Raw genomic sequence first — 20,924 nt, forward strand, 5'->3', positions numbered from 1 at the left:
GAAAATCCCTCTAACAACAAGCGAAAGCTTGCCATTAAAGGGATTATTGACTACGGCTGCTCCTGCCAAGCGAATCGGTATCCGATGCCGGGTTCCGTAAGAATATATTGGGGCCTTGTCGGATCTTCCTCAATCTTCTTCCGCAAATGGCCGACGTACACTCTCAAATATTGGCTGTCGGATTCATACTGCGAGCCGCCCCATACCTGCTTAAGCAGCTGCCGGTGTGTCATCACGCGTCCGGCGTTAAGGGCCAGCACTTTTAACAAATCGTATTCGGTAGGCGTCAGCTTAACCTTCTCGCCATGCAGCTCCACGGACCGCTGCGCCAAATCAATGACCAGGTGGCCCAGCCTCAGCACCGGCTCGTCCTGCGACTTGGCGGTATGCCGCAAAGCGACCCGCATCCGGGCCATAAATTCGCCCATCCCAAACGGCTTCGTCACATAATCGTCCGCCCCCCGGTCCAAAGCGGCCACCTTATCGGTCTCCTGATCTTTGGCGGTAAGGATAATAATCGGAACCTGCGACCATTCCCGAATATGCCCTAAGACCTCCATCCCCGTCATATCCGGTAAGCCAAGATCAAGAACAATCAGATCGGGGCGCACCATCGTGGCCTGCAGCAGGCCTTCCTGCCCTGTGGCGGCTTCCGACGCATCGTAGCCATGCGCAGTTAACGTAACCCGCAGCAATTTGCGGATTTGCGCCTCGTCATCAATGATTAATATTTTCGCCCCTGTAAGTGTCATATCCATCTCCATCTTTCTCAACGAATTGCAGCGGCAGGCTGATACGAAAAACCGTTCCGCGCGGCTCGTTTTTGCCCGCCGTAATTTGCCCGCCATGCGCCTCCACAATGCTTTTGCAGATCGCAAGCCCTAAGCCTGTTCCGGGAATATGCTTGGTCAACTGCCCTCTGTAGAACTTCTCGAACACGCGCTGGAATTCTCCCGGAGCCATGCCGATCCCCTGATCCCCAATGGACAAATGAAGCATCTCCCGGTCGTAGTCGGCCTCAATGACGATCTCGCTTCCTTCCGGCGAATACTTGATGCTATTGCTGAGCACATTGATCAGCACTTGCTCAATCAGCACATCATCCACGGGAACCGACGGAAGCTCGGGAGCAAAGCGAATGCTCACCTTTCTGGCGTGCAGCGCATCCCCCAGCTGCGCAAGCGCAACGCCGACAATGTCCTCGATGCCGCACCACATTTTATTGAGCCGCAGCATGCCGCTTTCAATCCGGACCATGCCGAGCAGATTGCCTACCAGCCGGTTCATCCGGGTCGAGCCCTCGCGAATCGTAAGCAGCAGCTCGCGTCTGTCTTCCGGGCTAAACACGGCTTCCCCTTCTAACAGGCCGGTCACGGAGCCGATGATAGCGGCTAATGGCGTCCTTAGCTCGTGCGAAAGAGAGTCCAGAAGCGCCGTCCTGAGCTTCTCCGACTCCGCCGTAAGCTGCGCCACTTTCGCTTCATTCGCCAGTTTGACGCGCGATATCGCCACCGCCGCCAAGTCCGCGAGCGCTTCGATGGTCCGAAGCAGCTCCGGCATTTGGGGCAGGCTGTAGTCGCGGGCATCGACGGCTAATACGCCGTGCATTTGGCGGGCCGTATGCAGCGGGACGTGAAGCTGGGACGACTCCCGCAAGGCGGCTGTCCCGCGGCCTGCCGGCGCCTGATGCTCGTGTACCCAAGCCGCTATGGACAAATGCGATTCATCCTTCGCCCACTCGAAGCCATCCTTGGAATAGGCTTCTACTTGCTGCTCTCCCAGCGCATTCGGCAATATGATGGCAGCTCTCGTATTCAGCGTATCGGAAACATGCTGCACGATATGGTGAAGCAGTACGTCAAGATCTGAGATCGCCGTAATTTTCCGGCTTAGCTCATACAGGGCGGCTGTGCTGGCTTCACGCTGCTGCGCTTGGTGAAACTGGTCCCGGAGCTTGGAGGCCAAGCTCGCGGTCAGGGCAGCAACGGATAAAAAGACAAGAAAGGAGATCAAGTAACGCAAATCGGCAACGCTTAGACTTAACAAGGGAGGCACGAATAAGAAATCGAACGATAATACCCCCGCCGCCGCAGCGAAAAAAGAGGGTCCTCGCCCCCAGCGTACGGCACTGAAAAGAACCGGAACTAAATAAAGAAGTGCAATATTCACTAGCCCGAGAAAAGAGCCGAATGTTTTGAGCAATACGGTTACGAGGGCAATAAAAAGAGCTGTGCTCCCATACGCTTGCCAGCTAATCCAACTATCCATGCGTTTATTCGTCATATCATCATTTTACCTTATTTCCCGATGTTTGCCACAGTTCATAGTCGGCAACGATCAATACATCCATCTGGCGGGCCAAAGGCAGCAGCTTGCGGACCATCGCATCTTTCCATACGATGATTTGCGTCGCTCCCGCTCGGCTTGCCAGAGCGGCAAACACTTGCGGGATCTGCTTGCGGCTGGCGACTTCCGTATAGGAAAACTGGCCCCCCAATGTGGCAGTCAATCTCTCCAAACCCTCCAGCTTGGGCCCACGCTCACCGTCGGCGCCTCTGGCGATAAAGCTTACATGCCACGCGGCTTTCAACCGATGAGCGATGCGAAAGCCCCGGCGAATCAAACGGTCGGCTTGGGCGCTTTCCGTCACGCACACGTAGATCACTTCTTTTCTTCGCCACGGTCCGCGAAGCGAGCTTTTCCGCTCCATCGACTCCAGCCGCTCATCGACGTCATCCGCAATTTCGCGCAGCGCAAGCTCCCGCAGGGCGATCAGATTGCCCGTTTTGAAAAAATGAAGAAGCGCCTGCTCGACCTTGGCCATCGCATAAATTTTGCCCTCTTTCATGCGCAGCTGCAGGGCCCCGGGGGCGACGTCGATGAGCTGCACCTCGTCCGCAGCGCGAAGCAGGCTGTCCGGGACCGTTTCCCGCACGCGAATCCCTGTGATTTGTTCCACGGCGTCATTCAAGCTCTCCAGATGCTGTACGTTCACGGTCGCAATGACCGAAATGCCCGCCTCCAGAATGTCCAGCACATCTTCGTACCGTTTCTTGTGCTTGCTTCCTGGTACATTCGTATGCGCCAATTCGTCCACCAAGACCACTTCCGGCCGCAGACGAATAATCGCTTCCGTATCCATTTCCTCAAGCCGTACATTCTGATACGGAATTTCCGCCCGCGGAACGATCTCCAGCTCGCCAATCTGCTGAATGGTTTCATTGCGCCCATGCGTTTCAAGCAAGCCGATCCTCACGTCGATTCCCTTCTTGAGCAGATCATTGCCTTCCCGCAGCATGGTGTACGTCTTGCCTACGCCGGGGGCGGCTCCGATGTAAACCTTGAAGCGGCCGCGTTTGATTTTCTCGATCTTCGCTTGCACTTCCTGCCTGCTTAGACGCCTGTATTTGTAAGGCTCCTTAACTGCTTGGATGTGAGCGGGAAGAATGCGTTCCCCCTCCTGGGAAGCCCTGTCGGCCACTAAGAAGAGGTCGATATTCTTCGTTCTTTTGAGCAAGCCATTGATGACGGAGCCCTGCACCAACGTTTGCCACTGCGTTTGCCGGGAATGTCCCATGACAATGCGCGTGACTTTATGGCTGGTTGCATAATCAACCAGCACTTGCGGGATGCAGCGGCGGTTCCGCAGCGGAAGCTCCTCAAACTTGGCGCCGATTTTCTCCACAAGCTTCATGATGGATCTGCGGAAGGTCGCCCCCTCCTTCGTCAGCGGCTTATTCACTTTGCGCAGCGTGATCACATGCAGGTCGCCATTCAGTCTTTTGGCGATCTGCTGTCCCCGGCGCACGTAAATGGAGCCGTTCCAATGGTATTGGGTGGTGACTAGTATCCGCTCCATCGCTCCGGAAGGCCCGGAGAAGCCCATTTGCTCGCGGTGCTCCTCCAAGGATTCGTTGACGTCCTCCGCTACCAGACGCAGCGCCAGCTCCCGCAATACCCCCAAGTTGCCGCGCTTGAAGACGGCAGAGGCTTGGTTGCCCTTGAGATGCCCGGCCTCTAGCCGGTTCAGGATCATCTCCGGCGTCGCGTCGATTAGCCGGACCTCATCAGCCAGTTCCAAGGTGTCGGAGGGAACGCAGTGAGCCACCTCGATGCCCGTCAGCTTATGTGCAACTTCCTTCGCCTCTTCCAACTCATACACATTCACTGTGGTAATGACACTGATGTCATGGGAAAGCAGGAACTTGATATCCTCCAGCCTTGTCGGAAAAGGGGCATCGGAACGATTTCGGTGGGCTAACCCGTCCACGAGGACGACCTCCGGATTTCTTTGGAGCAGCGCATCCAAATTCAAATCTTTTTGTTCCACGCCGTCCTTCATCCAATGAATGCTCGGTACCCGCTCCAAATCGCCCAGCTGTTCCACGGTTTCCGGCCTCTGCAGCGTCGAGACCGCGCAGATGACCACATCGATGCCTTGGCTTTTGAGGTTATGCCCCTCCCGAAGCATATGATACGTTTTCCCCGAACCGCTGACCGCACCTATATATATTTTCAAGCTGCCGCGATGCAATTTGGATATGGAGATTAAAATTTCTTCCGGTGTTTTTCGTTTGAACCCGTCCACAGGCATCCTGCTCCTCATTCGGCGAAAATAGCGCAGAAACCACTCGCCATTGTGTGGGAGTGGTTTCCTGCCGGTTACAATTTCACTTGCTTCAGCAGTTCCATATTCAGTTCCGTCACATTGACCCTGGGCTCCCCGAAAATCCCGAGCTGCCGCGCTTTCGTGAACCGGTCAACCAGATCGTTCAACTGCCCCTCGGCGATGCCCGTTTCCTTGCTGATTCTCGGCACTTGGGCCTTAGCTCCCTGCGGCGACAAATCCGGGTCAAAGCCAGAGCCGGACACCGTCACAAGATCGGCGGGAATATCGCTTAGCGCAGCATTCTCTTTCTTCAACGCATCGACTTTTTCCTGCATAGCCGCTGCATAGTCGCTTGAAGCTACGGCTGTATTGGAGCCGGACGAAGCGGTAGGATCATATCCTGCCGCAGAAGCCCGGGGATGAAACAGCTTAGGCGACTCAAAGCTCTGGGCCAGCAATTCCGACCCTATGACAACCCCATTCGATTCTATGAGACTCCCGTTGGCTTGTTTGGGGAACAACACCTGTGCAACGCCTGTCGTCGCGAGCGGATAAATCAGCCCGCAGACGATCATGAACAGTACAGACGCACGAATAGCAATAAAAACCGATTTCATACCGCAATCTCCTCGTTTCTCTTATACGATGTTTAAACGATGTTTAAACCATGAAGCACCATATCGATGATTTTAATGCCGGCAAACGGCACAATGACACCGCCGAGGCCATACACGAACACATTGCGAGACAACAATTTATTCGCCGACATCGCCCGGTACTTCACGCCCTTCATAGCAATAGGAACCAGCAGCGGAATGATGATGGCATTGAAAATAAGCGCCGATAAAATCGCCGATTCCGGCGAAGCCAGATTCATAATATTCAAAGCCTGCAGCTGCGGCATGGCAAGAATAAACATCGCAGGGATGATGGCGAAATACTTGGCGATGTCATTGGCAATGGAGAACGTCGTTAAGGCGCCGCGGGTTATCAGCAGCTGTTTGCCGATGGAGATCACCGAGAGCAGCTTGGTCGGATCGGAGTCCAGATCGATCATGTTCGCCGCTTCTTTGGCAGCCATTGTTCCTGAATTCATCGCAAGTCCTACATCCGCTTGCGCAAGCGCTGGAGCGTCATTCGTTCCGTCGCCTGTCATAGCGACCAATTTCCCCTCTTGCTGCTCTTTTTTAATCGCGGCGATTTTATCCTCCGGCTTCGCCTCGGCAATAAACTCGTCTACGCCGGCCTCCAGCGCAATCGTTGCCGCTGTCAGCGGGTTATCCCCGGTACACATCACGGTTTTGATGCCCATAGCCCGCAGCTCGGCGAATCGTTCCTTCAAGCCCGGCTTTACCGTGTCCTTGAGGTAAATCACGCCGTAAATCCGCCCGCCTACGGCAACCGCGAGCGGCGTACCGCCGGCCTTGGCGATTCGGTTCGAGATCGCTTCAAGATCCCCGGGGATCTTGCCGCCAAGCGCTGCCGCATATTTCTGAATGGCATCTACCGCGCCTTTGCGGATTTGGATGCCATCTGCCAAGTTCAGCCCGGACATCCGGGTATCTGCCGAGAACTCCACGACTTGGGCGGTTTCGTAGGCGCTGGCCGGCCAAGCCGTGCCAAGCTTATTGGCCAGCTCCACGATGGAGCGCCCTTCCGGCGTTTCGTCCTTCACCGACGCTTGCAGGGCGGCAATCGTCAATTCTTTGACAGGCACCCCGTTCACCGGGATGAACTCCGAGGCCATCCGATTCCCGAAAGTAATCGTCCCCGTTTTATCCAATATCATCGTATCGATATCTCCGGCCGCTTCGACCGCCTTGCCGGACATCGCCAGCACGTTGAATTGGGTGACCCGGTCCATACCCGCGATACCGATCGCGGACAAGAGGCCGCCGATCGTCGTCGGAATAAGACAAACCAGCAGGGCAATCAATGTGGAAATTTCCAGCTTCACGCCTAAATATTGAGCCATCGGAACCATCGTCACGATGACGATCAAGAAAATCAGAGTTAACACCGCAAGCAGTGTCGTTAGCGCAATCTCATTCGGCGTTTTCTGCCTTTTAGCCCCTTCGACGAGCGAAATCATGCGATCCAGGAACGATTCGCCCGGATCGGTCGTCACTTTGACCACGATGTAGTCGGAAGCGACCCGCGTCCCGCCCGTCACCGATGAGAAGTCGCCCCCCGCCTCCTTGATGACGGGAGCGGACTCGCCTGTAATCGCCGATTCGTCAATCGAAGCTAAGCCTTCGATAATTTCGCCGTCGGAAGGGATGACCTCCCCGTTTTCAATGCGGATGATATCTCCTTTACGCAGAGCAGTCGAAGACACTTCCTCATACGTACCGTCCTTATGAACCAACCTGGCCTTCGTGTCCGATTTCGTCTTTCGCAGCGTATCCGCCTGCGCTTTGCCCCGGCCTTCGGCCAATGCTTCCGCGAAGTTGGCAAAAAGCAGCGTAAAGAGCAGAATCAGGAACACAGCGATATTATACCCCCGCCCAATTTCCGTCGAGCCGAATAAATCCGGCACAATGGAGAGCAGCAGCGTAATGGCCGTCCCGATTTCGACTACAAACATCACCGGGTTCTTCATCATGACCCAAGGATTTAACTTTTTAAAAGAATCTGCGATTGCTTGGCTCACTATGTCTTTCGTTAGCGTTTTTTTACGTTCCACAGCCATGTTCATCCTCCCTCTCTACTCGCCTATCCGGCATATGCCGCCAAATGTTCAGCAATCGGCCCCAATGTCAGCGCCGGGAAGAACGTCAGAGCACCGATAACTAAAATAATCATAATTAAAATCCCCATAAATAAAGGCGTATTCGTGCGCAGCGTGCCCGTCGTTACAGGAACTACCCGTTTCGTTGCCAGAGAGCCTGCTATGGCTAACATGACGATGATAGAAATATAGCGCCCGAACAGCATCACCATGCCAATGCCCAAGTTATAGAAGTTCGTGTTTGCGCTCAGCCCGCCGAAAGCAGATCCGTTATTGGCCGCACCTGACGTGAACGCATACAGCACCTCGGATAATCCGTGCATCCCCTGATTGGAGATCGAGGTTATGGATTCAGGACGAAGCAGCGCCCATGCCGTCGGCGCCAAAATAATAAGCGGATGGACCAGAATGGCGATAGCCGCCAATTTCACTTCTTTGCCTTCGATTTTCTTTCCCAGAAACTCCGGGGTGCGCCCCACCATCAATCCGCAAATAAAAACCGCCAAGATCAAATACAGCAGCCCGTTTAACAGGCCGACCCCTTTGCCGCCGAACACATTATTGAGCATCATTTGGGCAAACGGAGCGATGCTTCCCAGCGGTGTGAGCGATTCATGCATGGCATTCACACTGCCTGTTGTCGCCGCCGTAGTAACGGCTGTAAACAAGGCTGTCTGAGACAGTCCGAAGCGAACTTCTTTGCCTTCCATGTTGCCATGTACGCCTAAAGCATTTACGGCAGGAACGCCTTTGTACTCGGCATAGAACACCGTAGCGACCATCACCAGGAAAATGATGCCCATGGCAGCGAAAATCGTCCAGCCTTGCTTCTTGTCCTTGACCATGAGGCCGAATGCGTACACCAGCGATGTAGGCAGCAGCATCATGCACATGATATGGAGCAGGTTGGACACCGGCGTAGGATTCTCAAAAGGGTGCGCCGCATTCGTCCCGAACCATCCGCCGCCGTTCGTGCCGATGTGCTTGATCGACTCAAACGTAGCGACCAATCCCCGCGTAATCGTTTGCCCGGCTCCTTCCATGGTTGTGGCCTGAACAGCCCCCAGCAGGGTTTGCGGAACGCCTTGGAAAACAAGGAGGAGTGCAACAATAAAGCTTAGGGGCAAAAACACGCGAGTAATCGCTCTGGTTAGATCGACATAGAAATTGCCCAGATTATCTTGACGGCCAATAAGACCGCGGATAAAAGCGACAGCCACTGAGAAGCCCGTTGCCGCCGATGTAAACATCAGGAACGTAATGGCGATCATTTGCGAGAGATAGGACAATGCGCTCTCACCGCTGTAAGCCTGCCAGTTCGTATTGGTCATGAAGGAAACGGCCGTGTTAAAAGCTAATGCCGGAGGCATGTTGTCGATGCCGTCCGGATTCAGCGGCAAATACTTTTGCACCCGAAATACCGTATACGCGAGGAGCAGCATCACAAAGTTAACTAAAAGCACGGTTCCCAAATACTTTTTCCAACCCATCGCTTCCTTCTCATTAATGCCTATCAACCGATAGGCCGCACGCTCGAAAGGAGCAAAAAGACGATCAAGGCCGGTCTTCTCCTGCCCGAATACTTTCACCAAGTATATGCCCACGGGTTTCACCAGAAGCATGATAATCCCCAGCGTGATGACTACTTGCAACAATCCCATACCCATAGTAGGTTCTCCCCCTGCTTACATTTAAAATTTCTCCGGCTTCACTAAAACAAAACCGAGATACACCATGACAGCCACTGCAATAAGTCCGATAACAATCACATGAATGCCTCCTCTGCGTTAAAAGCATGCGCTCATGCTTTTTCGCAATATTTGAAAAACCCCCAGAATCCAAGAAAGGTTACTGCGATTAGTATGACAATCGTTACATCGTTGTACATGACGCACCTCCTAATCCGTTCCGAGCGATCCCAGCAGAAACCTGACATCGCCATTTTTAGAATAAATGACATAATCCGCGCCCAGCCCTTTGTAAATCAATCTCGGATTGACGCTTTGGGTGACCACATAAATAGACTTGGCAGTCCACCTGCGGCAAATTTGGAGGTACCGGCAGCTGAGCGGCAAACTCTCCTCGAACAAAATGACGTTCCCGATCGGGCAGTCCGGAATATTCGTGGCCCAAGGCTCCAACGTATCCACTTGGATGATGTGTTCCACGCCCAGCGCTTCCAGCCTGCGCCTATTCAACTTATTGTTGGTTAGCGCAATAAATGCTATTCCGGCCAGCTTCACCTGTGCCATAAACGCCTCGCCTGCCTTCGTCGGTGCAGCTATAAGCAGTGGATCCCCGCTTCGCATGACTTTCATCGCTTCCTTTCCTGACTCATTGTAACGCCGGACCGTATAAAAATGAGGTAAAGAATACAGCGCATACGTATAAAAAAAACATAAAAATGCGAAGGTCTAGAATGAGATGTAAGCCTCCGAATGGTCAAATACATAGGTGCGGTCGGATAGGATGTCCGGTTCTCTTTTGCCTGCGGATACATGTCCAAGCTTGACGGACAAATCTAACAGAGCCGATTCCATCATGTGCGTTCGAGCCGGTCCCCATGCTTCCTTTTTCAAATAGACATAGTGCAAGCCGTCCTCCAGGGAAAGACCTTTGAGCTTCTGAAAGACAGCGGCCCATTGAACGAAATCCCCTTTTAGATTGCCGCATGGAATGGCGTAATCTCCTAAACCGCACGTTCCGTGGCTGGTTGAAAGAGTAATCATTCCGCAATGGCAGCCGCGGTTATGCCCGGGCAGCAGCTTGTCGGACAACTCATCATCAAAGCGATAACATTCAATTCGGGTAATCTTGCATTCGGGAACCATCACTAGATTCACACTCCTCTTTTCTTGGGACAGCAAAAAGAAGCCTAAGAACAGAGAATCTCTGCTCCCGGCTTCGGACTTGGCAGCGCCCTTGCGGGTACTCGGCATTAGGAACATGCTCTGAATATTACGCCCTTGCTGTCCTGAGTGTAAAACGCGATTCGGTCTCTTATTTGGCTTATTTTCGTATTTTCCGTTTGGTGGATGCGTTTTCAATTTGGAGAGGCATTAATTTCCGCTAGCCATGCTTCGGTTTTCTCCCGTTTTCGCCGTTTTTTATCTTATTTTTATGGGTTTCCCCACTCTTCTTTATGCCATTTTTACAGCGGCGTCCTTTACACTTGAGGAGGGGAAAGTACAGCAAATCCGCGAGATTCTGCAAATTAGAAATCTGTCGAATTTACTGTACTCCATGCAGGATGCGTGATTCTTCCACTACTTTTTCAAATGATAAGGCACCGTCGTCACAATCAGATCCTTCCGGTACAGCAGAAACGCACGGATCAGCAAGCTGGACTGATTATGCAGAGCATGCTGCCAGCTTTTCTTGGGGATAAACTGCGGAATCACGACTGTTACCCGGAAGTTCGACTCCTTCGCTTTATGCTCCACCGTGTCGATGAACTTCGTCAACGGCTGAATGATGCTCCGATAATGGGAATGCAGCGTCACCAGCCGCACATCCGGCTGCCAATCCGCCCATTTCTCTTGGAACTGCTTCTCGGTGTCGCGGTCGAATGCCACATAAACCGCAATAATTTGGTCCGGCGCCAACGATTTGGCATAGTTCAAAGAATTCTCGACCACATGCGTAATCCCCGCGACAGGCACAATCATCACATTGCCTTCGATCGGTACGGCAGGCTCACATGTTGTGATTCGCAGCTGCTCGCCTACGGCTTCATAGTGCCTTTTGATTCTATGGAACGTGTACACAATCAGGGGAAGGAAGATAAAGACAGGCCAAACCTGCTCCAGCTTCGTTATGAAAAAGATCAGCATGACGGTAAAGCTAATCAACGCGCCAATCAGATTGATCGTTAGTTTAACAAGCCAACCCTTGGGCTTCTCGCGCATCCACTTGGCCAGCATCCCTGTTTGCGCGAGCGTAAAAGGGATAAACACGCCAACGGCATAAAGCGGAATAAGATGCTCCGTCCTGCCTTTGAAGGCGATAATCAGAATGATCGACATAATCGCCAGGAAAATGATCCCGTTGGAATACCCTAAACGGTCCCCCCGAATCGTGAACATGCGGGCGATATATTTGTCCCGGGCCAGATTGACGGCCAGCAGCGGAAACGCCGAATACCCTGTGTTCGCGGCAAGAACAAGAATCATAGCGGTAGTGCCTTGGATGAAATAATACATATAATTTCTCCCGAACGTTTGCGAGGCAATCTGGGAGACGACCGTTTCCTGCGCTTTGGGCGCGATGCCGTAGACATAAGCCAAATACACGATGCCCGAGAACAAGATCGCAAGCAGCAGTCCCATCGCCGCTAAGGTTTTGGAGGCATTGTTCGGTCCGGGATCTTTAAAGTTAGGAATCGCATTCGAGATCGCCTCAACCCCCGTTAAGGCAGAGCTGCCGGATGCGAAAGCTTTTAATAACAAGAACAAGGTAATGCCGGCGACCGGCGTCCCCAAAGAAGGATGCAGATCCGGCGAGACGTCTCCCGTCATCCCTTTATACAAGCCTGCGCCAATTAATATGAACAAGGCCAAAATAAACAAATACACAGGGTAAGCCAAAATTGAGGCGGACTCTGTGATCCCTCTGAGATTTAAGATCGTGATGGCGACAACGAGCAGGGTGGCGATATCCACATTGTACGGATGAAGCTGCGGGAAGGCGGAAGTAATGGCATCCGTCCCCGCCGAAATGCTGACCGCAACGGTTAGAATGTAATCCACCAGCAAGGAGCCCCCTGCCAGCAAGCCTGCGTTTACGCCCAAATTTTCCTTGGAAACGACATAGGCTCCTCCCCCATGGGGATAAGCAAATATGATTTGCCGATAGGACAAAATAAGGGCTAATAAAAGCACAAGCACACCAACACCGATCGGTATCGAATACCATAGGGCCACCGTGCTTATCGTGACGAGAACAATTAGAATCTGCTCAGGTCCATAGGCAACCGAAGACAGCGCGTCAGAGGACAGGATCGCTAACGCTTTCGTTTTATTCAGTTTTTGCTCCCCTAATTCCGCCGATTTAAGCGGCTGACCGATCAGGAACCTTTTCAAGGCAGATAATAACATCATACCACCACCCATTTTTTAAGTTCTCCCTTAAATTACCCTGCAGCATCGAATAAGAACCAAGAATCCAAATGCCAAGTTTCTACAGAAAGCACGCCCCTCCTCCCCCCGATAAAACCAAGGATAAACGACTTCGTCGTCCTTTTAGGACGAGCGCGTTTGTCAAGGTAGATGCGAAGCAAAAGTATAAAACTTATACTTTCTTATCTACGAACAAAAAAGAGGGCTGCTTGGAAGCAAACCCTCTTCTTATATACTCATCCGCCCGTACCATGATTCCACTAATCGAGCACGGACAGCGTTGTGTCCACGATGCCTTGCAGTTTCTCCCTGTCGTCCGTGGTTTTCACCAATACACGCAGCCCGAGCAGCGCATTGTTCAAAAACTGCGAAAGCTTGACGACGTCGTGCTGAGCGGCGATTTCCCCGGTCTCTTGGGCTAACTGAACAAGCTCCAGCAGATGCGCCTCCGTTTTGGTAAAGCTCAAATTTACCTTCGCCGCGGCTTCCTCGTCATGGATAGCCAGCTCCACAGCTGTGTTGACCATTAAACAGCCTTTGGAGGGCTCCTTTTTCCGAATCGCCCGTTCAAACATATATCTAATCGCTTGTCTGGGAGAAGTATGTTCATCCGCATGACGGTGTATCGTCGTATCTATGAATTCGTCATACCGGTCGATGACCTTCATAAATAGCTCATGTTTGCCCCCGAAAGTATCGTAAATGCTTCTTCGGTGGACGCCCATTTCGGTGACTAAATCCTGCATGGATGTTTTTTCATAGCCTTTCTCCCAGAAGACGTCCATCGCTTTGCCCAGCACGGCATTGACTTCAAACTCTCTGTTTCTAGCCATACGCTACCCCCTTCATACAGAGATTAGTATAGCATTTCGGTTCTCTTGCAACTAGAACAGGGTCGTCAACCGGTCCGAAGTGTACCGGACCAGCTCGTTGTCCCGGCCGTCGCGGATTTTGACGGCCCAAGCCGGATCTGCCAAGATGGCGCGTCCGATCGCGGCAAGGTCAAACTCCTCCCGAGCAAGCCGCTCCACCAATTCGTCCACCATTTCGTGTTCGTCTTTGGGATGGGATGGCTCGGATTCCAGCCCTACGGAACCGACGGTGATCGTGGGCTTGCCTGTCAGCTTCTTGGTCCAGCCGGCCAGATTCAGCTCCGATCCCGGGAATTCCGGCTCCCAGAAGCGGCGGGTGGAGCAATCGAAGATATCCACGCCCGCTTCCACCAGCGGTGCCAGAAACTGAGCCAGCTCCTCAGGCGTTTTGGCCAGCTTAGCGTCATAAGAGCCTATTTTCCACTGCGAGAATCGCAGAATAATGGGAAAATCCGGTCCGACCGCTTGGCGGCAAGCTTCGATGATCTCAGCGGCAAAGCGGGTCCGCGCAACCAAGTGGCCTCCGTAGCGGTCTGTTCGCCGATTCGTTTTCTCCCAAAAAAACTGATCGATCAAATAACCATGCGCACCGTGCAGTTCTACGCCGTCGAAGCCGAGCCGCTTTGCGTTCGCAGCGCCTTCCGCAAAAGCTTGAATAATGTCGGCAATTTCCGCTTCCGTCATGGGCTCGCCGGCTTTTTCCCCCATTAGGTCAATGCCTGAAGGGGAGATGGACGGCGCCTCCAAATTCGGCTCAGAGCGAGTCCTCCTGGTGATCCCTACGTGCCAAAGCTGGGGAACGATTTTCCCCCCGGCCTTGTGCACTTCTTTTACAACATGAGCCCAGCCGTTCAAAGCGTCTTCCCCATGAAAATTGGGGATGTTAGGGTCGCCTGTCGCAGCAGGATGGTCGATCACGGTGCCTTCCGTCACGATCAGGCCGACGCCATTCTCCGCCCGTCTGCGGTAATAGGCGGCAACGTCTGCTCCCGGTACGCCATTCGGGGAAAAGCTTCTTGTCATAGGAGCCATTACAATACGATTGGATAAGATCAGCTGATTTAACGTAATGGGTTGAAACAGCGGTTGAACGGATGGCTTGTGGCCGATATTCATGGGAATCCCTCCATATTTCGTGCTTCATCACGATCGTTATTGTTACTTTCTCCTTCGCTTTCCCGAATTATTTGTTAAGCTGCGGATATGGCAACTTCTGCCCTATTCTTGCGAATTCTAAGCGCTATGATCGCTGCCAGCAAGCAAACGAAGCCCGCGGCTACAAAAGGCACCGTATAGCTGCCCAGCAATTCGCGCAGGAAGCCTGCTCCGTAAGCGGCCGTAGAAGCGCCGGCTTGGTGAGCCACCAGAATCCAACCGAAAATCATACCGGCTTTCTCTCGGCCGAACGTATCGGAAGTCAGCTTCGCTGTCGGCGGAACGGTTGCGATCCAGTCCAACCCGTAAAAAACCGCGAAGATCGTAAGCTGCGTATACCCGGCACCCAGTGCGTAAGGCAGGAAGATCAGCGATAAACCGCGCAGTCCGTAGTACCAGAACAGCAGCCATCTGCTATCGAAGCGATCCGACAGCCATCCTGAAAATGTCGTCCCTACAAGATCGAATATGCCCATCAGAGCGAGCAGTCCTGCGGCGGTTATGATGGGGATGTTGCTGTCCCCGCAGGCTGCAATCAAATGCGTACCGATCAAACCGTTCGTTGAGAAGCCGCAAAAGAAGAAGGTGCCTGCCAGCATCCAGAACGTCCCGCTGCGCATCACCGAGAGAAGCGTACGGATCGGGGTAAGCAGCAAATTTCCTTGGAAAGGCGCCGGTTTAACGATCTCCGTTGTGCCCAGAGGTGCCGCCCCCACATCATACGGATGATTTCTCATCCAGATGGCAATGACAGGCAGCAGCACCAGAAGCGCCGCCATAATCACATATACGGCATTGCGCCATCCGCTCTCACTCGTAATCTTGGCTAACAGCGGGAGGAACAGCAGTTGTCCGGTCGCCGCACTGGCTGTCAGCATGCCAATGACCAATCCTTTGTGCTTAACGAACCAGCGATTCGCAACGGTTACGCCGAGCACATTGGCCATCGCCCCCGTGCCAATCCCGCCAAGAACGCCCCACAACAGCATGAGCTGCCATACTGAGGTAATAAACGGAGTTAGCCCTAGGGATAGGAGCATTAAAATGATTGCGGAGACCATCGTTCGGCGAACGCCGAATTTGGCCAGCATTGCAGCCGAGAAAGGTCCAATTAACCCGTACAGCAAGATTCGAATCGAAATAACGCCTGAAATCGAGGCGCGGGTCCAGCCGAATTCTTGTTCAAGGGATTGAATAAGAACGCTTGGAAACGAACTGATCCCTGCGGCCACCAGCAGCGTCAGGAACACAATGCCGATGACGACCCACCCGTAATAAAATCTTGAAACCTGTCTTTCTGTTGTCATCTCCTTCACCCCCTGCTATTGATTGAGAATGATCGTTCTCAAATATAAATTGTATAATACACGATGCAATTCAACCGTGTCAATGAAAAAAAGACATCCCGGCGCGCCTAAAGCGCTGAATACTTTTACCAAAAATGAACAAAATACACAAAAAGATTATACAGAACGGAGTCATCCACGATGCGATACTCGAATTGGTTTTTAGGAAAAAAGTACCGCACAGCTCATCGAGCAAATCCTCAATCGCAAGCTCAACCACAAGCTCAATCTTATAACGATTTCCTTGATCTTTCTTTGTCACAGAACTTATCGGTGCTTCGTACTATTTTTACGTTATCTCCCGATCTCGTTATACGGGAATTCACGATCTCATATACAGAGGAGCAAGCTGCGCTTGTCTACCTGCAAGGACTTGTCGATAAAAATTCAATCAACAACAATGTGATGCGGCCGCTTCAATTCGATGCCGAAATCACTAATCCCGACGGCAGCTTCCGGCTATCGATCGGTCAAATTCACAAATTGAACGCCTGGCCTCTGATCGAGAATGCGATCTTGCAAGGGCGCAGCGTGCTTTTCGTAAACGGGCGTTTGGAGACGTATGCCTTGGATACGCAAGGATGGCCGCAGCGCGCAATCGAGGATCCTTCCATGGAAGCCTCCATCAAAGGCGCGCATCAAGGCTTTGTCGAGACGGGAACGCAAAATATCGCCTTAATCCGGCGCTATATCGCCAACAGGGAATTGAAAATAAAGGAATTCACCATAGGACAACGATCCAATTCCACCGTCTCTGCTCTCTACCTGGCGGATGTCGTTCATCCCGAGGTTCTTCAGGAGTTAGAAGACAGGCTTGCCCGATTAGATGTCGATACCGTAATCAACACCGGTGAGCTGGCGGAATTTATCGAGGATAATCCCTACTCGCCCTTCCCCCAGTTCATATTGACAGAACGGCCCGATGCGGCCGCTTCGCAAATTTTGCAAGGAAGAATTGTCGTCGTCGTGGATCGCTCTCCCAGCGTCATAGTTGGACCTGCTACCTTCACTTCCTTCTTCCAAGCCGTTGACGACTACAGCACACGCTGGTCGATTGCTACGTTTATACGCCTGTTAAGAATGTTCGCCTTTTTCATTGCCGTGTTTTTGCCGGCATTCTATATTGCCGTTATTTCCTACCATTTTGAGATTATACCTGTGAAGCTGCTGCTTACCATTGGGGAGTTCAGAGGAAAAGTACCGTTTCCTCCCTTCGTTGAGGCGGTCATTATGGAGATTACGCTGGAGATGATGCGCGAAGCAGGGATCCGCTTACCCGCTCCCGTCGGGCAAACCGTGGGGATTGTTGGCGGCATTGTCATCGGACAAGCGATTGTACAAGCGGGACTCATCAACAATATCATGGTGATCGTCGTTTCTTTTACCGCGATCGCCTCTTTCATCCTTCCCAATTATGATATGGTTGCAGCTATTCGCCTCATCCGCTTTGCGATGATGATTGCGGCTTCCATGTTCGGGTTTGTCGGCATCATTATCGGCATGATGACCATGATCGGACATCTCATTTCCCTCGAGTCGCTCGGCACGCCTTACAGCACTCCTATCGCACCGATTCGCTTTGTCGATTGGAAAGATGCATTCGTGCGATTGCCGGTTTGGCTCATGCGCAAGCGCCCTGTGTCCACCAGAGCCGTTCAAAAAACGAGACTGGGCAATAATCGTCCAAAAGGTGATGGGGAATGAGTGAATATGCGAAAAATAAGATTACCAGCCTGCAATACATCCTGATTAATACGGGCATGCAAGTGAGCGTCTTTTTTCTTGCTCTGCCACGCATACTCTTCGAGGAAGCAGGCACGGACGGATGGATCTCACTCATCATCGGATGGATAATCACCATGCTTGCAGGCTTGGCGATTATTAAGGTGATGAGCAGGCAGCCAGACGGTACTTTACTGGATCTGATCACGAGGTATGCGGGCAAATGGGCAGGAAGGGCGGCCGCCATCGCGCTTTCTCTCTATCTGTTTTATTTTGCGTACAGCTGCCTTATTCAAACGACACTCATTACCAAAGAATGGCTTTTGCCGCAAACGTCTGCCTATTTAATCGTATTGCTGCTGCTAATCCCCACCTATATCATCGCCGTTTCGGGGATAAGAGTCATAGGCAGGTACGCGGAGATTACCAGCCTTCTTTCATTGTGGATTCCCTTTGTTTATTTGCTTCCGCTGAAAGAAGCTCACTGGCTTCACTTGTTTCCCATAGCAGGGGAAGGTTTGCGGCCAATAGGCGCTGGCATCCCCTTTGCGCTCTATTGCTTTCTCGGCTTTGTAACCTCTTTTGTTTTGTACCCCTACTTGCAGAATCAGCAGCAAGCTTCTAAAGCCATAACCATCTCCAATACACTGACGCTGCTGGTACATCTGTTCGTGACCTTAGTTTGCTACATGTATTTCAGTCCCGACGAAATTGCTTCCTACAATGAACCTGCGATTAATGTACTACGAATCATAGAATTCAAATTTGTTGAACGGATAGAGGTCATCTTTATTGCGCTCTATCTGTTTATATTTTCTCTTAGTTGGATTCCAGCCGTGTACTTGTCCGCATACTGTACCAAATGGTTGACAGGCATGCAGAGTGAGCGCAATCATTTCCGTGTCCAATGGCTTATGCTCGCTGTGATCTCCTACTTCTTCATTCCGACTTTACATCAAAATGAAAAATTAGAGCGCGTCTTCCTCCGGGTCGGCATCGGCGTTGAATATGCCTTTCCATTTATTTTGTTTATGTGTTTCTGGCTGCTTGACCGTTTCTCCGGGAGGAAGAGAGCATGAACAAACGCTGGCTCCATCTCCTGATGATTGCCGCCATGCTAAGCTCTTCCGGATGCAATGATCGATTGGATCTCGAAGATGCCGCGTTCCCGCTTCTCGCCGGTTTTGATCTTGATGAGAAAAACAACCTGCGCACCTATGTGGCGCTCCCTGTCTTCAGCAGTAGTGCCCGACAGAAAACCTATAAGCTTGCCGTCACCGCTCAAACGCTGGGACAGACTAGACAAGAATCGGATGCCCATTGGCCTACCGTTTTTCAAGGCAGGAAGCTGCTTGTCATGCTTGTCAGTAAGCGTCTTGTGGAACATGATGACTGGTTTAGGATCCTGGACGTTTTTTCCCGCGATGCGAAGAACCCTTTAACCGGCAGACTGATCATGTACGACGGGCCGCTGTCCGAACTCGTTTTTTTGGATCAAAAAGACGAACCGTTCCTTCCTTTGCTGCTTAGGGGCATGGTGGACACGAAGAGCGGAAGATCGGAAACCGTCAAAACAACCTTTCAAGACATGCACCGGCTGCGGTTTGAAAAAGGGAAAACCCCTTCTATTGCTGAGGTTCACTTGGATCACGAAATTAGACTAAGCGGCTCTGCCTTATTGGATCATGGGGGCAAATATGTCGATTCCCTGAATGCGCAAGAGACCATTCTGCTGCAAATTTTGCAAAATGAGGCCAAAAGTGCAGTTAGCTTGACGCTTGCCATACCAGGCCATCCCAAACGGGGTCCTCTTAATGCCGACAGATTAAGCTTCAGCACCGATAAAGTCAATACTCGAATTAAAACCTACTTCCGGGATGACCATTTTCAATTCGATTTGGCGGTCCGGCTCTCCGTCAGCTTGACAGAACGTTTATTTCCATATGATGTGAAAGATAAATCGGCTGAATTGGAAAAGGCAATTGCCCTGCAGCTGCAAAAGCAAATTGAGCAACTTATCCGCAAATTTCAGTCCCATCGCATTGATCCGATCGGACTTGGCATTCATGCGCAGGCGTTCGCTTACAAGCCTTTCAGAAAAGTTGAAGATCAGTGGGGACAAGCGCTGTCCCAGGCAGCCATTAACGTAACTGTCAAAGTGAGTATAGACAATATGGGGGCTGTAAAGTGACAATCATGCACGAAGAAAAAGGGGGATGGTCTATGAAGAAGCTGCCGCAGTGGGTCCTGTTCTTCGCCTTATTGGCCATTCTGCCAGGCTGCAGTGACCGGTTGGATATGGAAAATGCCTCGATTCCGTTGACACTCGGTGTGGATCTTGGGGAAGACAACGAGCCGATCATGTACTCGACGTTTCCGGTGTTCAACAAAAATGTAAAGAAGAAAACACAGGAAACGGAGGTGCGCGCACCTTCCTTTCGTCAATCAAGATCCAAACAGGATGCCCATTCGGCAGGTGTTTTCTCCGGCAAGAACTATCAAGTCTTCCTGGTCGGCAAACGGATGCTTATGCAGGAGGACTGGTTTCAGATGATGGATGTCTTATTCCGTGATCCTAAAAACACCGTTTCGGACCGAGTCATTGTATATGACGGCCCGCTGGAGGAGCTCATCTACTTGAATCCCAAGGATCAACCCCTTCTTCCCATCCTGCTGCGCGGCATGGTGGATTCAAAAAGCTCCAAAGCCGAAACGGTAAAAACGAGCGTACAGGAATTGCACCGGCAAATATACGAGAAAGGAATAACCCCGGCCATCTCCGAGGTTAGTATAGACGAAAGCAAAAATATTAAAATGAACGGAACGGCGCTTTTGAATCATAAAGGCAAATATGTTGCTTCCTTAGATGTTCCGGAAACGGTTCTCCTCCGGATCTTGCAAAATAAGGTAGAAAAATCGGCCAGTATAACCGTCACCATTCCCGGGGAGTCCAAGAAAGGCCCTTTCCATACCGACAAAATCAGCTTTTCTACCGATCAAACGAAAACGGAAACGAAAGCGTTAACCTCCTCCAATAAAGGAAAATTTCGTTTCGATATTTACATCAGAATGAAAATCAGCCTGTATGAAATGCTGTTCCCTCACGATGTAGAGAAAAACGCGCCAGAGCTTGAGCAAAAAATCAGCGAACAAATGTTAAAGCAATTCGACGCCCTGATCAAGAAAATACAGCAGAACGCCATTGATCCGATCGGGCTTGGCCTGCATGCCAGAGCCTTCGAATATGAAGAATATAAGAGAGCGAAAAACGATTGGGGCAAAGCCCTTTCCAATGCGGACATTCGAGTTAAGCTCAAAGTAACGATTGATGCAATGGGGCCCGTCAAATAAGACTGCCGGAGCGGGAAGGAG

At 51.7% G+C, this 20,924-nt stretch carries 17 protein-coding genes; 4 read left to right on the plus strand and 13 right to left on the minus strand.

The genetic code is table 11. The features are described from left to right. Positions 1 to 50: 50 nt before the first annotated feature. The 13 genes from AC3WRW_RS18255 to AC3WRW_RS18315 all read right to left on the minus strand — a co-directional run bounded on the left by AC3WRW_RS18255 (position 51) and on the right by AC3WRW_RS18315 (position 15,791). Positions 51 to 752: a response regulator gene (locus AC3WRW_RS18255; RefSeq protein WP_492547734.1), complete on the minus strand. Its 702-nt coding sequence runs from the start codon at positions 750 to 752 to the stop codon at positions 51 to 53. Beyond that, the gene (locus AC3WRW_RS18260) at positions 718 to 2,283 is read right to left on the minus strand and encodes an ATP-binding protein (RefSeq protein WP_492547735.1); all 1,566 of its coding nucleotides are present in this window, start codon (positions 2,281 to 2,283) and stop codon (positions 718 to 720) included. Before AC3WRW_RS18260 ends, AC3WRW_RS18255 begins: the two co-directional genes overlap by 35 nt. A 4-nt stretch (positions 2,284 to 2,287) precedes the next feature. Further along, entirely contained in the window at positions 2,288 to 4,588 is a 2,301-nt protein-coding gene (locus AC3WRW_RS18265) for a histidine kinase (RefSeq protein ID WP_492547767.1), read from the minus strand. A gap of 74 nt (positions 4,589 to 4,662) precedes the next feature. Beyond that, entirely contained in the window at positions 4,663 to 5,226 is a 564-nt protein-coding gene (gene kdpC, locus AC3WRW_RS18270; protein ID WP_492547736.1) for a potassium-transporting ATPase subunit KdpC, read from the minus strand. Between the two features lie 32 nt (positions 5,227 to 5,258). Next, positions 5,259 to 7,301: a potassium-transporting ATPase subunit KdpB gene (gene kdpB / locus AC3WRW_RS18275; RefSeq protein ID WP_492547737.1), complete on the minus strand. Its 2,043-nt coding sequence runs from the start codon at positions 7,299 to 7,301 to the stop codon at positions 5,259 to 5,261. 23 nt (positions 7,302 to 7,324) lie between these two features. Beyond that, positions 7,325 to 9,001 carry a potassium-transporting ATPase subunit KdpA gene (kdpA, locus tag AC3WRW_RS18280; RefSeq protein WP_492547768.1) on the minus strand — a complete coding sequence of 559 codons (1,677 nt, stop codon included), beginning with the start codon at positions 8,999 to 9,001 and terminating at the stop codon, positions 7,325 to 7,327. Between the two features lie 30 nt (positions 9,002 to 9,031). Beyond that, positions 9,032 to 9,109 (minus strand): potassium-transporting ATPase subunit F, encoded by a 78-nt coding sequence (locus tag AC3WRW_RS18285; protein ID WP_492547769.1) that lies wholly within the window; start codon positions 9,107 to 9,109, stop codon positions 9,032 to 9,034. A gap of 129 nt (positions 9,110 to 9,238) precedes the next feature. Next, positions 9,239 to 9,658 (minus strand): hypothetical protein, encoded by a 420-nt coding sequence (locus AC3WRW_RS18290; RefSeq protein ID WP_492547738.1) that lies wholly within the window; start codon positions 9,656 to 9,658, stop codon positions 9,239 to 9,241. A gap of 96 nt (positions 9,659 to 9,754) precedes the next feature. After that, a complete protein-coding gene (locus AC3WRW_RS18295) occupies positions 9,755 to 10,279 on the minus strand; it encodes a hypothetical protein (protein WP_492547739.1) in 525 nt (174 codons plus the stop codon). A 327-nt stretch (positions 10,280 to 10,606) separates the two neighbouring features. Next, positions 10,607 to 12,436: an APC family permease gene (locus tag AC3WRW_RS18300; protein WP_492547740.1), complete on the minus strand. Its 1,830-nt coding sequence runs from the start codon at positions 12,434 to 12,436 to the stop codon at positions 10,607 to 10,609. Positions 12,437 to 12,717: 281 nt separating this feature from the next. After that, positions 12,718 to 13,290 (minus strand): TetR/AcrR family transcriptional regulator, encoded by a 573-nt coding sequence (locus AC3WRW_RS18305; protein WP_492547741.1) that lies wholly within the window; start codon positions 13,288 to 13,290, stop codon positions 12,718 to 12,720. Positions 13,291 to 13,341: 51 nt separating this feature from the next. Then, positions 13,342 to 14,445, minus strand: coding sequence for an NADH:flavin oxidoreductase (locus AC3WRW_RS18310; RefSeq protein ID WP_492547742.1), 1,104 nt, complete (start codon positions 14,443 to 14,445; stop codon positions 13,342 to 13,344). Positions 14,446 to 14,519: 74 nt separating this feature from the next. After that, on the minus strand, positions 14,520 to 15,791 hold the full coding sequence (locus AC3WRW_RS18315; protein WP_492547743.1) for an MFS transporter: 1,272 nt from the start codon (positions 15,789 to 15,791) through the stop codon (positions 14,520 to 14,522). Positions 15,792 to 15,971: 180 nt separating this feature from the next. Between AC3WRW_RS18315 and AC3WRW_RS18320 the strand changes: the two genes are divergently transcribed. Genes AC3WRW_RS18320 through AC3WRW_RS18335 form a run of 4 tightly spaced genes read left to right on the plus strand, consistent with a single transcriptional unit; the run spans position 15,972 to position 20,903 of the window. Beyond that, entirely contained in the window at positions 15,972 to 17,534 is a 1,563-nt protein-coding gene (locus AC3WRW_RS18320) for a spore germination protein (RefSeq protein ID WP_492547744.1), read from the plus strand. Further along, entirely contained in the window at positions 17,531 to 18,631 is a 1,101-nt protein-coding gene (locus tag AC3WRW_RS18325) for a GerAB/ArcD/ProY family transporter (protein WP_492547745.1), read from the plus strand. Before AC3WRW_RS18320 ends, AC3WRW_RS18325 begins: the two co-directional genes overlap by 4 nt. After that, the gene (locus AC3WRW_RS18330) at positions 18,628 to 19,743 is read left to right on the plus strand and encodes a Ger(x)C family spore germination protein (RefSeq protein WP_492547746.1); all 1,116 of its coding nucleotides are present in this window, start codon (positions 18,628 to 18,630) and stop codon (positions 19,741 to 19,743) included. The genes AC3WRW_RS18325 and AC3WRW_RS18330 overlap by 4 nt, the downstream gene beginning before the upstream one ends. A gap of 32 nt (positions 19,744 to 19,775) precedes the next feature. Continuing rightward, complete coding sequence (locus tag AC3WRW_RS18335) at positions 19,776 to 20,903, plus strand: Ger(x)C family spore germination protein (protein WP_492547747.1); 1,128 nt, start codon at positions 19,776 to 19,778, stop codon at positions 20,901 to 20,903. The last annotated feature ends 21 nt before the right edge of the window (positions 20,904 to 20,924 follow it).

This window comes from Paenibacillus sp. FW126-R14 (genome assembly GCF_058789495.1).

Coding starts and splice junctions, on each gene's coding strand:
- AC3WRW_RS18330 (WP_492547746.1), top strand. CDS start 18,628: ATGAACAAACGCTGGCTCCATCTCCTGATGATTGCCGCCATGCTAAGC.
- kdpB (WP_492547737.1), bottom strand. CDS start 7,301: ATGGCTGTGGAACGTAAAAAAACGCTAACGAAAGACATAGTGAGCCAA.
- AC3WRW_RS18310 (WP_492547742.1), bottom strand. CDS start 14,445: ATGAATATCGGCCACAAGCCATCCGTTCAACCGCTGTTTCAACCCATT.
- AC3WRW_RS18335 (WP_492547747.1), top strand. CDS start 19,776: ATGAAGAAGCTGCCGCAGTGGGTCCTGTTCTTCGCCTTATTGGCCATT.
- kdpC (WP_492547736.1), bottom strand. CDS start 5,226: ATGAAATCGGTTTTTATTGCTATTCGTGCGTCTGTACTGTTCATGATC.
- kdpA (WP_492547768.1), bottom strand. CDS start 9,001: ATGGGATTGTTGCAAGTAGTCATCACGCTGGGGATTATCATGCTTCTG.
- AC3WRW_RS18300 (WP_492547740.1), bottom strand. CDS start 12,436: ATGTTATTATCTGCCTTGAAAAGGTTCCTGATCGGTCAGCCGCTTAAA.
- AC3WRW_RS18255 (WP_492547734.1), bottom strand. CDS start 752: ATGACACTTACAGGGGCGAAAATATTAATCATTGATGACGAGGCGCAA.
- AC3WRW_RS18320 (WP_492547744.1), top strand. CDS start 15,972: ATGCGATACTCGAATTGGTTTTTAGGAAAAAAGTACCGCACAGCTCAT.
- AC3WRW_RS18325 (WP_492547745.1), top strand. CDS start 17,531: ATGAGTGAATATGCGAAAAATAAGATTACCAGCCTGCAATACATCCTG.
- AC3WRW_RS18260 (WP_492547735.1), bottom strand. CDS start 2,283: ATGACGAATAAACGCATGGATAGTTGGATTAGCTGGCAAGCGTATGGG.
- AC3WRW_RS18305 (WP_492547741.1), bottom strand. CDS start 13,290: ATGGCTAGAAACAGAGAGTTTGAAGTCAATGCCGTGCTGGGCAAAGCG.
- AC3WRW_RS18315 (WP_492547743.1), bottom strand. CDS start 15,791: ATGACAACAGAAAGACAGGTTTCAAGATTTTATTACGGGTGGGTCGTC.
- AC3WRW_RS18290 (WP_492547738.1), bottom strand. CDS start 9,658: ATGAAAGTCATGCGAAGCGGGGATCCACTGCTTATAGCTGCACCGACG.
- AC3WRW_RS18295 (WP_492547739.1), bottom strand. CDS start 10,279: ATGCCGAGTACCCGCAAGGGCGCTGCCAAGTCCGAAGCCGGGAGCAGA.